Genomic DNA, 17,036 nt, shown 5'->3' with positions numbered 1-17,036 from the left:
CAAGGTCTACTTGCTCTTCGTCAGGCTCGGGCTGTCCAGGTCCAGCTGGTCGACGGGGATCTCCGTCGCGCCCGGCAGGGCGGCCTTGACCGTGTCGCCGAAGGTCTTGGCGTCGCCCACCACGATGACGCTGGACTGGGCCGGATCGAGCACGCTCTTGGAGAAGGCCTGGACCTCGGCCGGGGTCACCGCCTCGACCTTGGCCGTATAGGCCTGGATCTCGGTCAGCGGCACGCCGTAGAGGGCCAGGGAGCCCAGGGTGTCGGCGAGACCCCCCGAAGTGCCCAGGTCGCGGCCGTAGTCGCCGATCAGGGTGGACTTGCGGGCCGACAGCTCGGCGGTCGAAGCCGGCTCGGCGCCCAGGCGGGTCAGCTCGTCCTTGATCAGGCCGACGACCTGGGCGGCGGACTCGTTCTTGGTCTGGACGCTGGCGGTGAACCCGCCGATGGCCGCGCGCGGCGACAGGCTGGAGCCGGCGCCGTAGGACAGGCCTCGCTTGATGCGGATCTCCTGGTTCAGGCGCGAGGAATAGCCGCCGCCCAGCAGGCCGTTGGTCACCAGGCCGGCATAGTAGCGCGGGTCGGCGCGCAGTATGGCCGGCTTGGCCACGATCACCGCCGCCTGGCCCGTGCCGGGCAGGTCGACGACCAGGTTCCGGGGCGCGTAGGCGGTCGGGCCCTTGACCGGGGCCGGCGGCGGACCGGCCGGCTTGGCCCAGCCGCCGAACGCCTTTTCGGCCAGGGCGAAGCCCTGCTCGGGCGTCAGGTCGCCGGTCAGCACGAGGATGGCGTTGTCGGGACGCCAGTTGGCGGCGTGGGTCTTGACCAGGGCGTCGCGCTGGATCTTGGGCAGGGAGGCGGGCGTGCCGCCGGCCACGTGGCCGAAGCCCGAGCCGCCGTAGATCACGGTGGGCACGATGAAGCCGGCGACGCTGCCCGGACGCTGGAAGGCGACCGACAGGCTGTCCAAGGCCTCGGCCTTCACCCGGTCCAGCTCCTCGGCCTTGAAGGCGGGGTTGCGGGCCACGTCGGCCATGATCGCCAGGGCCTGGGGCACCTTGTCGGCGATGACGTCCAGGGTCAGGGACGAGGCCTCCCAGCCCGAGCCGGCTTCCAGATTGGCGCCCAGGGCCTCGGTGGCGGCGGCCACCTCCGTGGCGGTGCGGGTCTTGGTGCCCTCGGTCAGCAGCTCGGCGGTCAGGGCCGAGACGCCCGCCAGGCCGGCCGGGTCCGAACCTGCTCCGCCCTTGACGGTCAGGTCGGCGGTGATCAGCGGCAGGTCGCTGGACTTGGCCACGATCACTCGCAGGCCGTTGGCCAGGGTCTTCTCGACCGCCGTGGGCAGGACCGGGGCGACCGGCTGGCCGGGCGCGGGCGGGGCCACGCGCTCGGCCTCGGGGGCCAGGGTGGTGACGGGGCCGTCATAGCTGACCGAGGCGGTCGGCTTGGGCGCTTCGAACGGGTCCTTGGCGCCGGCCGGCCGGGCCGATTCCGGCAGGTAGCGGATCGTCGTCCTGCGGTCGTCGGCCAGGTACTTCCGGGCCACGCGCTGGACGTCGGCGGCGGTCACCGCCTGCAGGGCGACCAGATCGGTGTTGGCGCGGGCGGCGTCGCCCTCGGTGCGCAGGGCGTAGCCGATCGCCGAGGCGCGGCCGTCGATGGTCTCGCGGCCGCGCACCGCGTCGGCCAGCAGGCCGGCCTTGGCCTCGGCCAGTTCGGCGGCGGTGGGCGGGGTCGTGCGCAGCTTGGCGACCTGGGCCGACAGGGCGGCCTCGCCCTTCTCGACGCTCTCGCCGCCGGCCATGATCGCGCCGACATAGAACAGGCCCGGCTGGGCGTTGTCGGGGCCCGACGAGAAGATCTGCTGGGCGATCTGCTGGTCGTAGACCAGGCTGTTGTAGAGGCGCGACGACTTGCCGGCCGACAGTATGGCGTCCAGCACCGACAGGGCCGGGGTGTCGGGATCGGCGGCGGCCGGGGCCAGCCAGGTCATGGCCACCGCGGGCAGCGGCACGTTGGGGCCGTAGGTGGAGACGACCTTGGCGGCGGTGCGCGGCGGCTCCACCACCGTGACCGGCTTGATCGGCGTGGCGGGGGTCTTCAGCGGGGCGAAATACTGGTCGATCCAGGCGTCCAGCTGCTTGTCGTCGAAATTGCCGACCACGATCAGGGCGGCGTTGTCGGGCCGGTAATAGGCCTGGTGGAAGGCGCGCACGTCGTCGACCGTGGCCGCGTCCAGCTCCTCGATGGAGCCGATGCCCGGGCGCTTGTAGGGGTGCTTGTCGAACGAGGCCTGGGGAATGTTCAGGGCGAAGAACCGGCCGTAGGGATTGGCCAGGACGCGCTGGCGCAGCTCTTCCTTCACGACGTCGCGCTCGGACTTGAACACGGCCTCGTCGATGACCAGCGAGCCCAGGCGCTCGGCCTCGGCCCACAGCAGGCGCTGCAGGTGGTTGGCGGGCACCACCTCGTAATAGTTGGTGTAGTCGTCGGCGGTGGAGGCGTTGTTGAAGCCGCCCACGTCCTCGGTCAGCCGGTCGAAGAACTCGTTGGGCATGTTGCGCGTCGACTTGAACATCAGGTGTTCGAAGAGGTGCGCGAAGCCCGAGCGGCCTTCGGGATCGTCCTTGCTGCCGACGCCGTACCAGACCTGCACCGTGACGTTGGGCGTGGTCGCGTCGCGCGAGGTGTAGACCTTCAGCCCATTGGCCAGGGTCCGTTCCTTGTAGACGATGGGCGGCACCGTCACGCCGGCGGTCGCGGGCGTCGGTTTCGTCTGAGCGTGGACCATCGGAGACAGGGCGGTGGTCGAAAGGGCCAGCGCGACGAGGGCGGCCTTGGCGGCGGGACGGATCATGGGGACGGGGCTCCGACAAACTCAAGGGCGCGACCCTATCATCCGGTCCCGGGGCGCCAAGCTTACGGTGTTGTCATGAAAGGCGTCCGGCATAGCCGAAGATCACGCCCAGCCACGGATGGGCGACCAGGACGCGGAAGCGGTAGGCGCCGTTTCGGCCGAAGGTGCGGGCCCGCACGAGCGGCGCCCAGGCGCGGGGCAGGGGAATCGGCCCCAGGCGCCAACCCTCGAAGGTCCAGGAAAAACCACCCGGATAGGGCGCGGCGGTGAAGCGGAAGGTCAGGGGCGCGACCGTCTCCTCGAAGGTCCAGGGATCGTCCTGGGCGGGCCGGATGATCGAGCCGAAGGTGCGGGTCCCGAAGCGTCGGGTCCAGCGCTCGCCGCCGCGCTCCGGCGTGATCGTGACAGTGGTGGCGTGGCGGCCGGCCGGGGGCATGCCCTGCAGTCGGCGGACCAGGGCGGCCAGGCCCGGCGCGCCCCGGCCTCGGGCCTGGCCGGTCAGGACCACGGTCTCGACGCCGGCGTGAGCGGCGCGGACGGTGTCGGGCAGGGCCGCCCAGCGCTCGCCCAGCAGGCGGGGGAAGAGGCCCGGCGTCTCCGGGGCCTGGCTTTCCAGCCGGGTGCGGATCGGCAGATCGCGCAGCTCGTGCAGGATGGCGGGCAGATCGACCAGGCCGACGCAGGGCGTGGCGCGGGGTTCGCCCTCCAGCCGGCCGTCGAGCAGGGCGCGCAGCGTCGCCGCCGCCGGGGCGGCCGGGGTGTGGGGACCGGCGCCGGCCTCGGCGGCCAGGCTCCAGCGGGCCAGGCGCGGGGCGCCGTCGGCGTCCAGCCCCTCGGCGGCGGCGACCATGCCGCCCCGGTCAGAGCCCAGGGGCGCGACCAGGCCCGCCGCCTCGCCCAGCACCACGGCCAGGGGCTCCAGCGTCGGGACCAGCCGGATGCGGCGCAGGAGACTCAGCAGCCACAGACCCAGATGCAGGACGGGCAGCTCCAGCCCCGCGCGGAAGACCGCGTCGCGGCGGGCATGGAAGCGGGCGGGCAGCAGGTCCAGGTCCGGCGTCTCGGCGAGACTCGTCCAGCGGCGGCCCAGGCCCGGAAAGGCGAGGCGGCGCGGATCGCTCCAGCCGGGCCGCATGGTCCAATGGCCGTCCTTGAACACCCGCACCGGGGCGCCCGCCCAGGCCAGTATGGCGCGGATCACCGACAGGCCGCGCGGCGCGCGGGCGCCGGGCGAGATGGCGGCCTCGACGCGGTCGATCCGGGTCCAGCCGGCGGTCAGGGCGTCCAGGGCCGCGTGGCTGAGAGCCGGGGTCGAGCTGGCGCCGGTGATCGCCCAGCGTTTGGCCGCATGGGCCGCGCCGCCCAGGGCCGTCTCGAAGCCGGCCACGAAGTCGCGGGCGTCGGCCAGGTCAATGTAGTGGGCGCGGGCGGCCAGCACGGCGCGGGGGAAGGCGTGGTCCTGGCCCTGGAACGGCCCGGCCGCGTCGACCACGGCCCAGGGGGCGAGCGCCGCCAGGCCCTGGGGATCGAGGCGGTCCAGGCGCGCGACCTCGATCTTGGCGGGCGTCTTGCCCAGCTCCGCCGCCAGGGCCTCCAGCGGCGTCAGGTTGCGGGCCGCAAGCACCAGCACGACGTCGGGCCAGCGGGCGATCATCGCCGCCAGCCGCCGGCCGAACACCCCGCTGGCCCCGACCAGGACAATGCGTTTTCGGTCGTCGTTCATGGAAGGGGCGGCTCCAGGACGAAGCGGGCCTTCTGCTCGGGCGTCGGCAGCATGCAGGTCGATCGCTTGCCCATCAGCCGGTAGCGGTTGGCGGCCAGCCAGTCATAGGCCCGGTCGCGCCAGACCTGGGGCAGGCACCGACCACCGCCAGCCACGACCACGGCCAGCCCAGGCGGCGCAGCAGGGCCAGGATGGCGGTGCTCTTCTCCAGGGCCCGGCCGCCGTCCAGGAACAGGAAGCTGGTCGGCTGGTCCGGGTCGATCCCGTGGTCCAGGGCCAGCTTTCGTCCATAGGCGGATTGGATCGGGGTGAAGCGGATCAGCCCCTTGCGGTCGATGGCCAGCACCGCCTGGACCGAGCCCGAGCACAGGTTGCAGACCCCGTCGAACAGCCAGAGTCCTTCGGGAATGGGGGGCTCAGGCGTGGAGGTCATCGCGCCGCCGCCACGCTCTCGCGGCGCAGGGCGCGCAGGGCGGCGGGCACGTCGCGGCGCATGGCCAGGGTGGCCAGGCCGCTGGGCATGCCGAACGGCGCCACGGCCCGGTTCTCGTAGGTGACGCGCGTGGCCGCTCCGCCCTCCAGCGGCTCCAGCAGCCACTGGCCCTCGCAGTCCTTGATGTCGCCGCCCTCGCAGCGGAAACCGATGCGCTTGTAGGGCTCCAGGGTCAGGCGCGAGGTCGAGTGCAGGGCCGGCAACAGGAAGCTCCATTTGACCACGTGCTCGCGCAGCTCCATCCGGCCGGCGGCGTCGCGCGACAGCACCGTGCAGCGCTTGACGCTGGGCGTCATCCGCGCGGCCCGCTCGCAGTCCAGGATCGTGGACCACACCGCCTGGGGCGGGGCCTTGATGTCGATCATCGCCCGCACCGCCCCGCCGCGCCCGCCGGGATCGGCATGGGCTTCCAGGGCGATGTCGCCGCTCTCGATCCTGCGCAGCCAGTCGGGATTGACCGCCTGGCTCCAGGCGAGCGCGGGAGCCGCCTGCATCACCACCGCAACGACTAGGGCCAGGCCACGCATGGCCCGAGCCTAGCCGAGTTTTCAGCGGTCGCGCATCAGGCGTTGGCCCGATTTTTCACCAGGTCGTCCACCACCGACGGATCGGCCAGGGTGGAGGTGTCGCCGAGGCTCCCCAGCTCGTTCTCGGCGATCTTGCGCAGGATGCGGCGCATGATCTTGCCCGAGCGGGTCTTGGGCAGGCCGGGGGCCCATTGCAGCACGTCGGGCGCGGCGAACGGGCCGATCTCCTGGCGCACCCACAGGACTAGGTCTCGTCGGAGCTCGTCGGTCGCTACAACCCCCGACTTAAGCGTCACATAAGCGTAGACGCCCTGGCCCTTGATGTCGTGCGGATAGCCGACCACGGCGGCCTCGGCCACGGCGTCGTGGGCGACCAGGGCGCTTTCGATCTCGGCGGTGCCCAGGCGGTGGCCCGAGACGTTGATCACGTCGTCGACCCGGCCGGTGATCCAGTAATAGCCGTCCTCGTCGCGCTTGCAGCCGTCGCCGGTGAAGTACTTGCCCGGATAGGCCGAGAAGTAGGTGGCGAAGAAGCGGTCGTGGTCGCCATAGACGCCGCGCATCTGGCCCGGCCAGCTGTCGGTGATGACCAGGTTGCCCTCGGTCGCCCCCTCCAGGACCTTGCCCTCGGCGTCGACCAGCTGGAGGTTCACCCCCGGCAGGGGCTTGGTGGCCGAGCCGGGCTTCAGCGCCGTGGCGCCGGGCAGGGGCGAGACCAGGATCCCGCCGGTCTCGGTCTGCCACCAGGTGTCGACGATCGGCAGGCGGTCCTTGCCCACCGTGCGGTGGTACCAGAGCCAAGCCTCCGGATTGATCGGCTCGCCGACGCTGCCCAGCAGGCGCAGGGACGACAAATCGTTCTGGGTCACCCAGTCGTCGCCTTCGCGCATCAGGGCGCGCAGGGCGGTGGGGGCGGTGTAGAAGATCTCGACCTGGTGCTTGTCGACCACCTCCCAGAACCGGGCCGGGGTGGGATGGTTGGGCACGCCCTCGAAGATCAGGCTGGTCCCGCCGTTGGCCAGCGGGCCGTAGACGACATAGCTGTGGCCGGTGACCCAGCCCACGTCGGCCGTGCACCAGAACACCTCGCCGGGCCGATAGTCGAACACCGCCTCGTGCGTCCAGCTGGCCCAGATCAGATAGCCGCCGGTGGTGTGCATCACCCCCTTGGGCTTCCCCGTCGAGCCGGAGGTGTAGAGGATGAACAGCGGGTCTTCCGCGCTCATGGGCTCGGGCGGGCAGTCGGCCGAGGCGGCCGCCTCGACGTCGTTCCAGACCACGTCGCGGCCTTCCACCAGCGGGACCTCGGCGCCGGTCCAGCGAACCACCAGCACCTTGTCGACGTCCGGGCACTGCTCCAGCGCCTTGTCGACATTGGCCTTGAGCGGGATCTTCTTGCCGCCGCGGCGGCCCTGGTCGGCGGTGATCACCAGCCGGCTCTCGCAATCCTGGATGCGGCCGGCGATCGAGTCCGGCGAGAAGCCGCCGAACACCACCGAGTGGATCGCCCCGATCCGCGCGCAGGCCAGCATGGCCACCGCCGCCAGGGGGATCATCGGCAGGTAGATGGTGATCCGGTCGCCCTTCCTGGCGCCCAGGTCCTTGAGGACATTGGCCATCTTGCAGACCTGCGCGTGCAGCTCGCCGTAGGTGACCTTGAACGAGACGTCCGGCTCGTCGCCCTCGAAGATCAGGGCCACGTCGTCCTTGCGATGCGGCAGGTGGCGGTCCAGGCAGTTGGCCGAGGCGTTCAGCACCCCGTCGGCGTACCAGTGGATGTGGAAGTCGTCCTTGGCGTAGGAGACGTCCTTGATCTTGGTCGGCGCGGTGATCCAGTCCAGGCGCCGGGCCAGGTCGCGCCAATAGCCTTCCGGGTCTTCCTGCACCCGCTTCCAGGCGGCGTCATAGCCGGCGGCGTCGATATGGGCCTTGGCCGCCCACTCTTCGGGAACCGGAAAAACCTGTCCGTCGCTCACGCCCGTCTACTCCCTTGGTCTTTTGGCCCCTGGGCCTCGTTGCGGCGGAGTTACGCGCAGGGCAGGGCGGTGCGCAAGAAGACCATTGGGGAATTTGGTCGGCATGGCCTTTGGATGGGCGTAAAGCCGTCCCAACCAATAGTCCGCGCCCCCTCGGCGCGCCCCGGAGTCCCGCCATGCTGCTCGCCCTTTCGACCTGGCCCGAGATCGAGGCCTATCTCGCCACTTCGAAGACGGTGGTGGTGCCGATCGGGTCGAACGAGCAGCACGGGCCGACGGGTCTGCTGGGCACCGACTGGCTGTGTCCGGAGATCATTTCGCACGAGGCGTCCAAGCTTTCCGAGACGGTGCTGGTGGCGCCCACCTTCAATGTCGGCATGGCCCAGCATCACCTGGCCTTTCCGGGCACCATCTTCTTGCGGCCGACCACCTTCATCGCCGCCATCGGCGACTGGGTGCGCTCGCTGGGCGCCCACGGCTTCGAGAAGATCTATTTCCTCAACGGTCACGGCGGCAACGTCGCCACCATCGAGGCGGCCTTCTCGGAGATCTATGCCGAGTACAGCTTCCGCAAGGAGCGCTGCCCCTTCGCCCTGAAGCTGAAGAACTGGTGGGACCTGAAGGGCGTGCTCAGCCTGGCCAACCAGCAGTTCCCGGTCGGCCACGGCAGCCACGCCACCCCGTCCGAGATCGCCGTGACCCAGTGGGCCTATCCGGAAAGCATCAAGTCGGTGTCGTACGAGCCGAAGATCGCCCCCACCGGCCCGATCCGTGAGGCCCTCGACTTCCGCGCCCGCTACGCCGACGGACGCATGGGCTCGGATCCGGCCCAGGCCACGCCCGAAAAGGGCGGGGCGCTGGTGGCCCAGGCGGCGAAATCGCTGATCGAGGATATCGCCGACTTCTCGGCGGAGAAGAGGCCGTAGGCCCCCTCAGTCGCTACGCGACAGCTCCCCCAGAGGGGGAGCATCTGGGCGCTCCAATCCTCCCCCTCTGGGGGAGGTGGCCCGGAGGGCCGGAGGGGGTTAGCGCGGAATCTCGGCGATCTTCGTCAGGGCCACCTGGCGGTACACGGCCGTGATCTCGAAATACCGGCCGAACGCCGCGTAGAACTGGTCGGTGGCCTGCTTCACGCCCGGGCCGCCGATCTCGCTGATGTCGTGCCAGTAGTCGTCCAGCACCATCATGCCGCCCACGCTGAGCAGGCTGGCGCAGAAGCACAGGTCGATCAGCACGGCCAGGGCCGTGTGGCTGCCGTCCACATAGATCAGGTCGAACTGCTCGCCCGCCGCCAGCATCTTGGGCAGCTCGTAGGTCGAGAACCCCTTGTGGGCCTTCATCGAGCGGAAGCCGGTCTTGGCCATATTGCGATGAAAGCGCGGCTCGACCGCGTGGTATTTTTCTTCCGGGTTCAGGGCCTCGTCGAACCAGGGATCGATCACCGTCACGTCCAGGCGGTTCGGGATCAGCCAGTCCATGAAGGCGAGGTTGCGGCCCTCATAGGCCCCGATCTCCAGATAGCGGAACGGCGCCAGGTCCCCGCGCTTGGCCGAGAACTCGCGCAGCAGCGGGGTGACGAACGGGATGTTGTTCGACGCCCAGCCCGAGGTGAACTCGTAGCCGACCGCCTCGCTGTGGGCGTTGAAGGCCTCGACCACGGCGTGGTCGCGCTTGGCCAGCATGGTGCGGGCCAGGTCCGGGGCGAAGCGGGGATTGACCTTGGCGAACGAGCGCAGCTTGGCGCCGAGGCCCCGCGCGTCGTGGGCGTCGGTCAGGTCGGCGTCGAAGTTCGTGGCGTTGCCGTCGGCCATGGCGCTTTGTCCCGGTTTCAGTCGCCGGAAAGCCTAGAGCCAAGGGGTTAAGGAACGGTCAGGTGGTGAAACTGGCGATCGGCCGGTTCTGCAGCGTGCTCCAGCCGGTGAACAGCGTCCCGCCGGTCGGGACGTGATAGGTCCACAGCATCTCGCTGGGGGTGAGGGTCAGGCGCTCGACGGTGGAGCCGTCGGCCTGGCCCTGCAGCTGGATGTCGCTGATCGCCGCGTCGCGCAGGGCGATGCTCAGCGCCAGGGCGCCGCCGCTGATCCGGTGCAGCCAGGTGGGACGCTCGTGGCCCACGCCCAGGGGCCGGGCTCGCAGGCAGAATTCGTAGAGCTTCACCGACAGGGCGTCGACGGACTTGACCAGGGTGAAGCTGGGCGGCGGCGGGGCGGCCGCCGAGGCCGGCGCCTTCAGGTCCTGGCCGAAGGCGGTCAGCGGCACGCACAGGCTGGGATCGAAGCCGCCGGGCGCGGCGGCTGGCAGGCCGTCCAGCTTGGGATAGGCCCACGGCGTGACGATGTCCGGATCGCCCGGCTGCAGCAGAATGATGTCCATGGCGCGCCCCCTTTGCCCCTGGGCGCGGACCCTAGCCCTGGTCGCCGCCTTTGGCGACCGGCGTTCGCTCAGGCCGTGACGATCGATCCGTCGACGATCCGCACGGGCCAGGGCGAAAGGGCGACGTTCTCGCAGGGGCCGGCCACCATCATCCCGTCGTCGATGCGGAACAGGGCCGCGTGGCCGGCGCACAGGATCAGGTCGTTCTCGCGGGTCAGGAACCGGCCGTTGGGTCCCGACAGCGGCCAGCCGGCGTGGGGGCAGCTGTCGACATAGCCCACCACGTCTTGGCCCCGCCGGATCACGAAGCCGGCGAACACCGCCTCCTCGACCCGGAACCGGAAACCGCGAGACCCGGGCGAGGCGATCTCGTCCAGGGGGCACAGCACGGTCCCGGGCGCGGGGCGGGCGGGGTTGGCGGGGTCGGTTCGGCTCAAAGGCTGCCGATCGCCAGTCGCCAGGTGTGGACCTCGACGCTCTCGAACACGCCGGCGGCGGTGAAGGGGTCGTTGTCGGCCTGGGCCTGGGCGGCGGCCTTGTCTTCGGCCTCGACCACGATGATCGAGCCGATCGGCTGGCCGTCGTCGTCCAGCAGGGCGCCGGCCAGTTTCAGGTTCTGGCTGTTGTTCAGGTAGTCCAGGTGGGTGGGGCGGGTGGCCAGGCGGGTCTCGAGCGCGCCGGGCTTGTCCTTGCAGATGATGGCGTAGAGCGGCATGGGGCGGGTCCTTTTCAGAAGGGGGTCAGGCTTCGGCCTTCAGGGGCCGCGACAGCAGGCCCAGAATGGCGCTGTCAACATCGACCTCGCCGGCCAGGATGGCGGCGACGGCCTCGCAGATCGGGGTCTCGACGTTCAGCGAGCGGGCCAGGGCGCGCACGGCGGGCGCGGAAGCCACGCCCTCGGCCACCGAGACCTTGCCGGCCAGGGCCTGTTCCAGGGTCTGGCCGCCGCCCAGGGCCAGGCCCACGCTCATGTTGCGTGACTGGGGGCTGGAGCAGGTCAGGACCAGGTCGCCCAGGCCGCACAGGCCCGCGACGGTCTCGGCCTTGCCGCCCAGGGCCACGGCCAGGCGGGTCAGTTCGGCGAAGCCGCGGGTGATCAGGGCGGCATGGGCGCTGCGGCCCAGGCCCTTGCCCTCGGAGATGCCGCAGGCGATGGCCAGGACGTTCTTGACCGCCCCGCCGGCCTCGGCCCCGATCACGTCGGCGGCCCAGTAGGGGCGGAAGGTCGGGATGGCGATGGCCTGGCCGATCTTCTGGCCCAGGGCCTCGTCGTCGCAGGCCAGGGTGACGGCGGTGGGCAGGCCGCGCGCCACCTCGCCGGCGAAGCTGGGGCCCGACAGCACGGCGATAGGCGCGTCCGGCAGCACCTCGGCGGTCACGTCGCTCATCAGCTTCAGCGTGCCTTGCTCCACGCCCTTGGAGCACAGCACCACCGGCACGCCCGCCTTCAGGTGCGGCTTCAGGGCGGTGATCGCCGAGCGCAGGTGCTGGGCGGGCGGCACGGCCAGGATGAGGTCGCAGGCCGAGAGCGCGGCCATGTCGGCCGAGGCGGTGATGGCTTCTTCCAGCTTCACGCCCGCCAGGAACATCGTGTTCTCGCGGCCGGCGGCGATGGAGGCCACGACCTCGGGCTCGCGGGCCTGCAGGGTGACTTGCAGTCCAGCCCGGGCGGCGACCTGCGCCAACGCCGTACCCCAGGCTCCGGCGCCGATGACGCCGACGTGCTTGAAGGTCATGCCTTGGCTCCCTTGCGTCCGAAACTGTTGCTCGGATTGGATAACGCCGCCGCCTCGTCCAGCGGCCAGCGGGGACGCGCCACGGCGTCCAGGTCGTCGGAAATGCCGGCCGCCAGCCGCTCGGCCCCGGCCAGGGCGATCATGGCGGCGTTGTCGGTGCAATAGGCCAGGGGCGGGGCGTCGAAGGAAAAGCCGTTGTCGGCGCAGTTCTTCCGGAGCGCGGCGCGCACGGCGCCGTTGGCCGCCACCCCGCCGGCCACGACGAAGCGCAGCGGCTCGCCAGGGTGATTGGCGGCATAGAGCTTCATGGCTCGGTCGGTGCGTTCCGACAGCTGGCGGGCGATGGCGAACTGGACGGCGGCGGCCAGGTCGGCGCGGCTCTGTTCGTCGGTGATCTTTTCCGCCAACCGCGCGGCGGCGGTCTTCAGGCCCGAGAACGAGAAGTCGCAGTCCTTTCGGCCCAGCAGGGCGCGCGGGAGGTCGAACTTGGTCGGATCGCCGCTCGCCGCCAGCTTCTCCAGGGCCGGGCCGCCCGGATAGGGCAGGCCCAGGCTCTTGGCGATCTTGTCGAAGGCCTCGCCGGCCGCGTCGTCGATGGTGGTGCCCAGGCGGGTGCAGGCGCCGACCCCCGCCACCTCCAAAAGTTGGCAATGGCCACCCGAGACGAGAAGAAGCAGGAACGGATAGGCGATGTCGGCCCCCAGGCGCGCGGAGACCGCGTGGCCCTCCAGGTGGTTGACCGCCACCAGCGGCAGGTCGCGGGCCAGGGCCACGGCCTTGCCGAACGCCAGGCCGACCATCACCCCGCCCACCAGGCCGGGACCTGCCGTGGCGGCGACCCCGTCGAGGGCGTCGAACGACAGGCCCGCCGCGCGCATGGCCTCGGCGGCGACGCTGTCGATGGCCTCCACGTGGGCGCGGGCGGCGATCTCGGGCACCACACCGCCGAACGGGGCGTGCTGCTCGAACTGGGTGCCGACGATCGAGGACAAGACCTCCACGTGGCCGTCGTCGTCCCGGCGCACGACGGACGCGGCGGTCTCGTCGCAGCTGGTCTCCAGGCCGAGAATGGTGAGGGCCATTTTCCTTAAGGGGGTCATCTGGTTGCGGGCGCCCCGCCGCTCCTGTAGCAGCGAAGGCGAATTTCGACCTTGCAGGTAACGTTCGAACCTTGTCCCGGCAACCCATCCGTATCGGCGCGCGCGGCTCCAAGCTGTCGCTGGCCCAGTCCGGCCTGATGCAGGCCCGCATCGCCAAGGCCCTCGGGTGGGGTGGCGGTGAAGACATCGACGCCTACGCCCAGCTGATCCCCATCGTCACCAGCGGCGACCGTATCCAGGACCGCCGCCTGATGGAGATCGGCGGCAAGGGCCTCTTTACGAAAGAGATCGAGGAGGCCCTGCTGGACGGCCGCATCGACTGCGCCGTCCATTCGCTGAAGGACATGCCGGCGCAACTGCCGCCGGGGCTGGTGCTGGCCGCCACGCCCGAGCGGGAAGATCCGCGCGACGCCTTCATCAGCCATGTCGCCGAGCGGCTGGAAGACCTGCCCAAGGGCGCGCGCCTGGGCACCGCCAGCTTGCGTCGCCAGGCCCAGGCCCTGCACGTGCGGCCCGACCTGGAGGTCGTGATGCTGCGTGGCAACGTCGACACCCGCCTGGCCAAGCTGGAACGCGGCGAGGCCGACGCCATCCTGCTGGCCCAGTCGGGCCTCAACCGCCTGGGCCTGGGCCACCTGACCCGCAGCTGGCTGGACCCGCTGGCCGCTCCGCCCGCCCCGGGCCAGGGCGCCCTGGTCATCGAGACCCGCGAGGGCGACCTCGACCAGCCCTGGCTGCAGGCCGTGCGCTGCCAGGACACCACCCTGGCCGTCGCCGCCGAGCGCGGCGCCCTCTACGCCCTGGAAGGCTCGTGCCGCACCGCCGTTGGCGCCCACGCGCGTCTGGACGGCCTTTCCCTGACCCTGATCGTCGAGGCCCTGACCCCGGACGGCGTCCAGCGCTTCCGCCGCGAAGGCTCGGTGACCCTGTCCAGCCAGGACGCCGCCGACGAGGCCCGGGCCCTGGGCCTGGAGCTGGGCGACGCGGTCCGCGCCGAGGGCGGCCCGGCCCTGATCCTCACGGAATAGGCCATGGCCGAAGGCGCGCGGCGGATCTGGGTCACCCGGGCCTCGCCGGGCGCGGAGGCCACCGCCGCGCGGCTGATCGCTCTGGGCTTCCAGGCGGTGGTCGATCCTCTGCTGGAGGTCCGCGACCTGTCGCCGGAGATCGACCTGGCCGGCGTAGCGGCCCTGGCGTTCACCAGCGTCAACGGCGTGGCCGCCTTCGCCCGGCTGGAGACCGAACGGAGCCTTCCGGCGTTCGCGGTCGGTGACCGCACGACGGCGGCGGCGCGCGAGGCGGGGTTCACGCAGGTCGTCTCGGCCGACGGCGACGTCGCGGCCTTGGCGGCCCTGATCGCCGCCCGACGCCCCGGCGGCGTGGTCCTGCACCCCAGCGCCCTGGAGCCGGCCGGCGACCTGGTCGCGCCCCTCACCGACGCCGGCCTGAGCGCGCGGCGCGTCGCCGTCTACGAGACCGTCGACCGCGATCCGTCGCCCGAAACCCTGGCGGGGCTTGGCGATCTGGCGGCCGTTCTGCTGCATTCGCCCCGCGCCGCGCGCAAGCTGGCGCAGGTGCTGAAAGCCCGTCCCGCCCCCGGCCTGCGGGCCCTGTGCCTGTCGGCGGCCGTCGCCGCGCCGCTCGGGACGCTGGTTCAAGCCAGCGGCCTGGCCTCCGTGGCGTCCGCGCCGCATCCGAACGAAACCGCGCTTCTCGACCTGCTAACGGCCTAGCTGAACGATTGCACGGCGCGGCGGCGTGGGGCACGAATGGCGCATGACGCTCGCTACCGATCCCGTTGAGACCGAGACCCCCCGCGACCCTGCGCTGTACGCGCGCCGTCGCCTGCTGGGACCGGGGTTCTGGGCGCTGATCGTCTTCGGAATCGTCTGCGTGGCGGCCGGCGCGGCCCTGGCCAGGTTCGGCCCGACCTGGTTCTCGCCCAAGACGCCGCCCGCGACGGTCGAGCGGCCCGCCGCGACGCCGGCGCCCCTGGCCGGCCGGCCGGCGTCGACCTATGGCGCGCCCGACCCCATCGCCGCGCCGCCGTCGGCGCCGGAAGGGGTGGCCCAGCTGGAAGGCCGGGTCGCGGTGCTGGAGACCGGCCAGCGCGAGGCGCTGGACGCGGCCGGCGCGGCCCTGGCCGCCGCCACCCTGGCCGACGCCGCCCGCACCGCCCGGCCGTTCGCCGAGGAACTGGCCGGCCTGGAGCGCATCCTGCCGGCCTCGCCCGACCTGCGGGCCCTGGGGCGCCTGGCCCAGTCCGGCGCGCCCACACGCGCGGGCCTGGCCGCCGAGTTCGAGACCCTGAGCGGCCGCGCCTCGGTCGCCGCCCGCGATCCCGGCCACAACGCCGACTTCCTGGCCAAGCTGCGCCACGCCCTGTCCACCATCGTCTCGATCCGCCAGGTCGGCGCGACCCAGGGCTCCAGCCCCGACGCCGTGCTGGCCCGGACCCAGAAGCTGCTGAACGAGGGCGACATCGAGGGCGCCCTGGCCGCCACCGAAACCTTGCCCCTGCCCGCCCAGACGGTTCTGGCCTCGTGGCGCTCGGCCGCCGAGCGCCGCGTCGAGGTCGATCGCCACATCGCCGCCATCCGCGCCGACGCCCTGGCGGGCCTGGTCCAGGTGACGCACGCCGCCGCCGCGAGGTCCGTGGCCCCATGATCCGCGCGGCCTTCGTCTTCTTCCTGGTCGCGGCCCTGGCCGTGGCGATGGTCGCCCTGACCGGCGAGCCGGGTGCGGCCAGCCTGGACTGGATGGGCTGGCGGGTCGAGATGACGGCCGCCGCCGCCGCCCTGCTGACCCTGTTCACCGCCCTTTTGGCCACGATCCTGTGGCGCGCCCTGCTGTGGGTGGTCGAGGCGCCCCAGCGCGCCGCCCGCGCCCGGGCCGAGGCCAAGCGCAAGCAGGGTGTCGAGGCCTTGTCGCGCGGCTTCCTGGCCGTGGCCGCCGGCGACGGCTCCGAAGCCCGCCGCCTGGCCCAGAAGGCGTCCGAGCTGGCCGAGGACGCCCCGGGGCTGGTCCGTGTCCTGGCCGCCCAGGCCGCCGAGGCGGCCGGCGACCACGTCGCCGCCCGCCAGGCCTACAACGCCATGCTGGGCTTTCCCGAAATGCGCCTGGCCGGCCTGCGCGGCCTGATGCAGACGGCCCTGGCCGAGGGCGACAAGGCCTTGGCCCTGCGTCACGCCGAGACCGCCTACGGTCTGGCCAAAACCGCCCGCTGGGCCTGGCGCGCGCTTCTCGAGGCGCGGCTGGAGGCGGGGGACTGGAGAGCGGCGCTGGACCTGGTCCAGGGCGCGCTGGACCGCAAGATCGTGCCGCCCCTGGTCGCCGAGCGGGCCCGCGCGGCCCTGTTGGCCGCCTCCGCCGCCGACCTGGAGGAGTCCGACGATCCCAAGGTCCTGGCCCAGGCCCTGGACTTCGCCGTCCAGTCGGCCAGGCTCAAGCCCGATTTCGCGCCGGGCGTGGTGATGGCCGCCCGCCTGCAGGCCGCCGACGGCAAGGCCGGCAAGGCGGGAAGCCTGATCGAGTCGGCCTGGAAACAGGCGCCCCATCCGGCCCTCTGGCTGGCCTATCGCGACCTGAAGACCAGCGAGACGCCCAAGGCGCGGTCCACGCGCCTGGCCAGCCTGGCCAATCTGAAGCCCGAGGCGCGCGAGAGCCGCCTCCTGAAGGTCGAGAGCGCCCTGATCGGCGGCGACGCCGTGGCGGCCCGCGCCGCCGCCCGGCTTCTTCCGGAAGAAGCGCTGACCGCGCGGGTGGCCGGGCTGATGGCCCGCGTCGCCTACGCCAACGGCCAGGCCGACGAGGCCCGCGCCTGGGTCGCCCGGGGCGTGGCCGCGCCCCAGGAGCCCGACTGGTCCGACCTCGACCCCGAAGGCCGCGCCTTCGCTTACGCCCGTGACGACTGGGCCCGGCTGACGGTCAGCTACGCCGAGACCGGCGAGCTGATCCATCCCCGTTTCGAGCGCCGCGAACGCACGATGAGCGAGCTGCCGCAGCTGCCCTCGGCCTATGCCGAATCCACGCCCTTCGTGCGCGCCGCCGAGACCGGCGGGGCCCTGATGCCCATCCCGGACGACCCCGGCATGGGCGAGGACATGTTCGACGCGCCCCCGCCGCCGGAACCGGAAAAGCCCACCCCGGCGCCCCGTCGCAACACCGGTTCACGCCGACGCTTGGCAAGCGGCCCTCGCGCCGCTAAATAGGCCCCTCCTCGCGCCGGGTCGGTGATTTGGCGTCGGGAACA

16 protein-coding genes are annotated in these 17,036 nt (G+C 72.0%); 5 read left to right on the top strand and 11 right to left on the bottom strand.

What is annotated here, in order from left to right:
- Positions 1–6: 6 nt before the first annotated feature.
- The 5 genes from AC07OA_RS20910 to acs form a co-directional block, all read right to left on the bottom strand.
- Positions 7–2,856: a M16 family metallopeptidase gene (locus AC07OA_RS20910; RefSeq protein ID WP_494665753.1), complete on the bottom strand. Its 2,850-nt coding sequence runs from the start codon at positions 2,854–2,856 to the stop codon at positions 7–9.
- 73 nt (positions 2,857–2,929) lie between these two features.
- The gene (locus tag AC07OA_RS20905; protein WP_494665752.1) at positions 2,930–4,579 is read right to left on the bottom strand and encodes a DUF4166 domain-containing protein; all 1,650 of its coding nucleotides are present in this window, start codon (positions 4,577–4,579) and stop codon (positions 2,930–2,932) included.
- A 73-nt stretch (positions 4,580–4,652) separates the two neighbouring features.
- A complete protein-coding gene (locus AC07OA_RS20900; protein WP_494665751.1) occupies positions 4,653–5,012 on the bottom strand; it encodes a thiol-disulfide oxidoreductase DCC family protein in 360 nt (119 codons plus the stop codon).
- Positions 5,009–5,599 carry an SRPBCC family protein gene (locus tag AC07OA_RS20895; protein ID WP_494665750.1) on the bottom strand — a complete coding sequence of 197 codons (591 nt, stop codon included), beginning with the start codon at positions 5,597–5,599 and terminating at the stop codon, positions 5,009–5,011. The genes AC07OA_RS20900 and AC07OA_RS20895 overlap by 4 nt, the downstream gene beginning before the upstream one ends.
- A 35-nt stretch (positions 5,600–5,634) precedes the next feature.
- The gene (gene acs, locus AC07OA_RS20890; RefSeq protein WP_494665749.1) at positions 5,635–7,575 is read right to left on the bottom strand and encodes an acetate--CoA ligase; all 1,941 of its coding nucleotides are present in this window, start codon (positions 7,573–7,575) and stop codon (positions 5,635–5,637) included.
- Positions 7,576–7,751: 176 nt separating this feature from the next.
- Here acs and AC07OA_RS20885 point away from each other — a divergent pair, with 176 nt between their 5' ends.
- Positions 7,752–8,501, top strand: coding sequence for a creatininase family protein (locus AC07OA_RS20885; RefSeq protein ID WP_494665748.1), 750 nt, complete (start codon positions 7,752–7,754; stop codon positions 8,499–8,501).
- A gap of 99 nt (positions 8,502–8,600) precedes the next feature.
- Here the strand turns inward: AC07OA_RS20885 and AC07OA_RS20880 are convergent, their stop codons facing one another.
- The 6 genes from AC07OA_RS20880 to tsaD all read right to left on the bottom strand — a co-directional run bounded on the left by AC07OA_RS20880 (position 8,601) and on the right by tsaD (position 12,784).
- Positions 8,601–9,386 (bottom strand): class I SAM-dependent methyltransferase, encoded by a 786-nt coding sequence (locus AC07OA_RS20880; protein WP_494665747.1) that lies wholly within the window; start codon positions 9,384–9,386, stop codon positions 8,601–8,603.
- Positions 9,387–9,444: 58 nt separating this feature from the next.
- Positions 9,445–9,948 (bottom strand): Hcp family type VI secretion system effector, encoded by a 504-nt coding sequence (locus tag AC07OA_RS20875; protein WP_494665746.1) that lies wholly within the window; start codon positions 9,946–9,948, stop codon positions 9,445–9,447.
- Positions 9,949–10,016: 68 nt separating this feature from the next.
- Complete coding sequence (locus AC07OA_RS20870) at positions 10,017–10,385, bottom strand: Rieske (2Fe-2S) protein (RefSeq protein ID WP_494665745.1); 369 nt, start codon at positions 10,383–10,385, stop codon at positions 10,017–10,019.
- Entirely contained in the window at positions 10,382–10,663 is a 282-nt protein-coding gene (locus AC07OA_RS20865; RefSeq protein ID WP_494665744.1) for a YciI family protein, read from the bottom strand. Before AC07OA_RS20865 ends, AC07OA_RS20870 begins: the two co-directional genes overlap by 4 nt.
- Positions 10,664–10,688: 25 nt before the next feature.
- The gene (locus AC07OA_RS20860; protein ID WP_494665743.1) at positions 10,689–11,684 is read right to left on the bottom strand and encodes an NAD(P)H-dependent glycerol-3-phosphate dehydrogenase; all 996 of its coding nucleotides are present in this window, start codon (positions 11,682–11,684) and stop codon (positions 10,689–10,691) included.
- Positions 11,681–12,784 (bottom strand): tRNA (adenosine(37)-N6)-threonylcarbamoyltransferase complex transferase subunit TsaD, encoded by a 1,104-nt coding sequence (tsaD, locus tag AC07OA_RS20855; protein WP_494665742.1) that lies wholly within the window; start codon positions 12,782–12,784, stop codon positions 11,681–11,683. The genes AC07OA_RS20860 and tsaD overlap by 4 nt, the downstream gene beginning before the upstream one ends.
- Positions 12,785–12,855: 71 nt before the next feature.
- Between tsaD and hemC the strand changes: the two genes are divergently transcribed.
- From hemC to AC07OA_RS20835, 4 genes are read left to right on the top strand one after another with little or no spacing between them, the layout of a single operon-like run.
- Positions 12,856–13,812 (top strand): hydroxymethylbilane synthase, encoded by a 957-nt coding sequence (hemC, locus tag AC07OA_RS20850; RefSeq protein WP_494665741.1) that lies wholly within the window; start codon positions 12,856–12,858, stop codon positions 13,810–13,812.
- Positions 13,813–13,815: 3 nt separating this feature from the next.
- Positions 13,816–14,517 (top strand): uroporphyrinogen-III synthase, encoded by a 702-nt coding sequence (locus AC07OA_RS20845; protein WP_494665740.1) that lies wholly within the window; start codon positions 13,816–13,818, stop codon positions 14,515–14,517.
- 43 nt (positions 14,518–14,560) lie between these two features.
- Positions 14,561–15,451 (top strand): COG4223 family protein, encoded by an 891-nt coding sequence (locus tag AC07OA_RS20840; protein ID WP_494665739.1) that lies wholly within the window; start codon positions 14,561–14,563, stop codon positions 15,449–15,451.
- Entirely contained in the window at positions 15,448–16,995 is a 1,548-nt protein-coding gene (locus tag AC07OA_RS20835; RefSeq protein ID WP_494665738.1) for a heme biosynthesis protein HemY, read from the top strand. The genes AC07OA_RS20840 and AC07OA_RS20835 overlap by 4 nt, the downstream gene beginning before the upstream one ends.
- The last annotated feature ends 41 nt before the right edge of the window (positions 16,996–17,036 follow it).

The sequence above is a fragment of the Caulobacter sp. GW821-FHT09B08 genome, from assembly GCF_059418225.1.
Note: the sequence above shows the minus strand (reverse complement) of the source record. Positions and strands in the feature narration are given on the sequence as shown.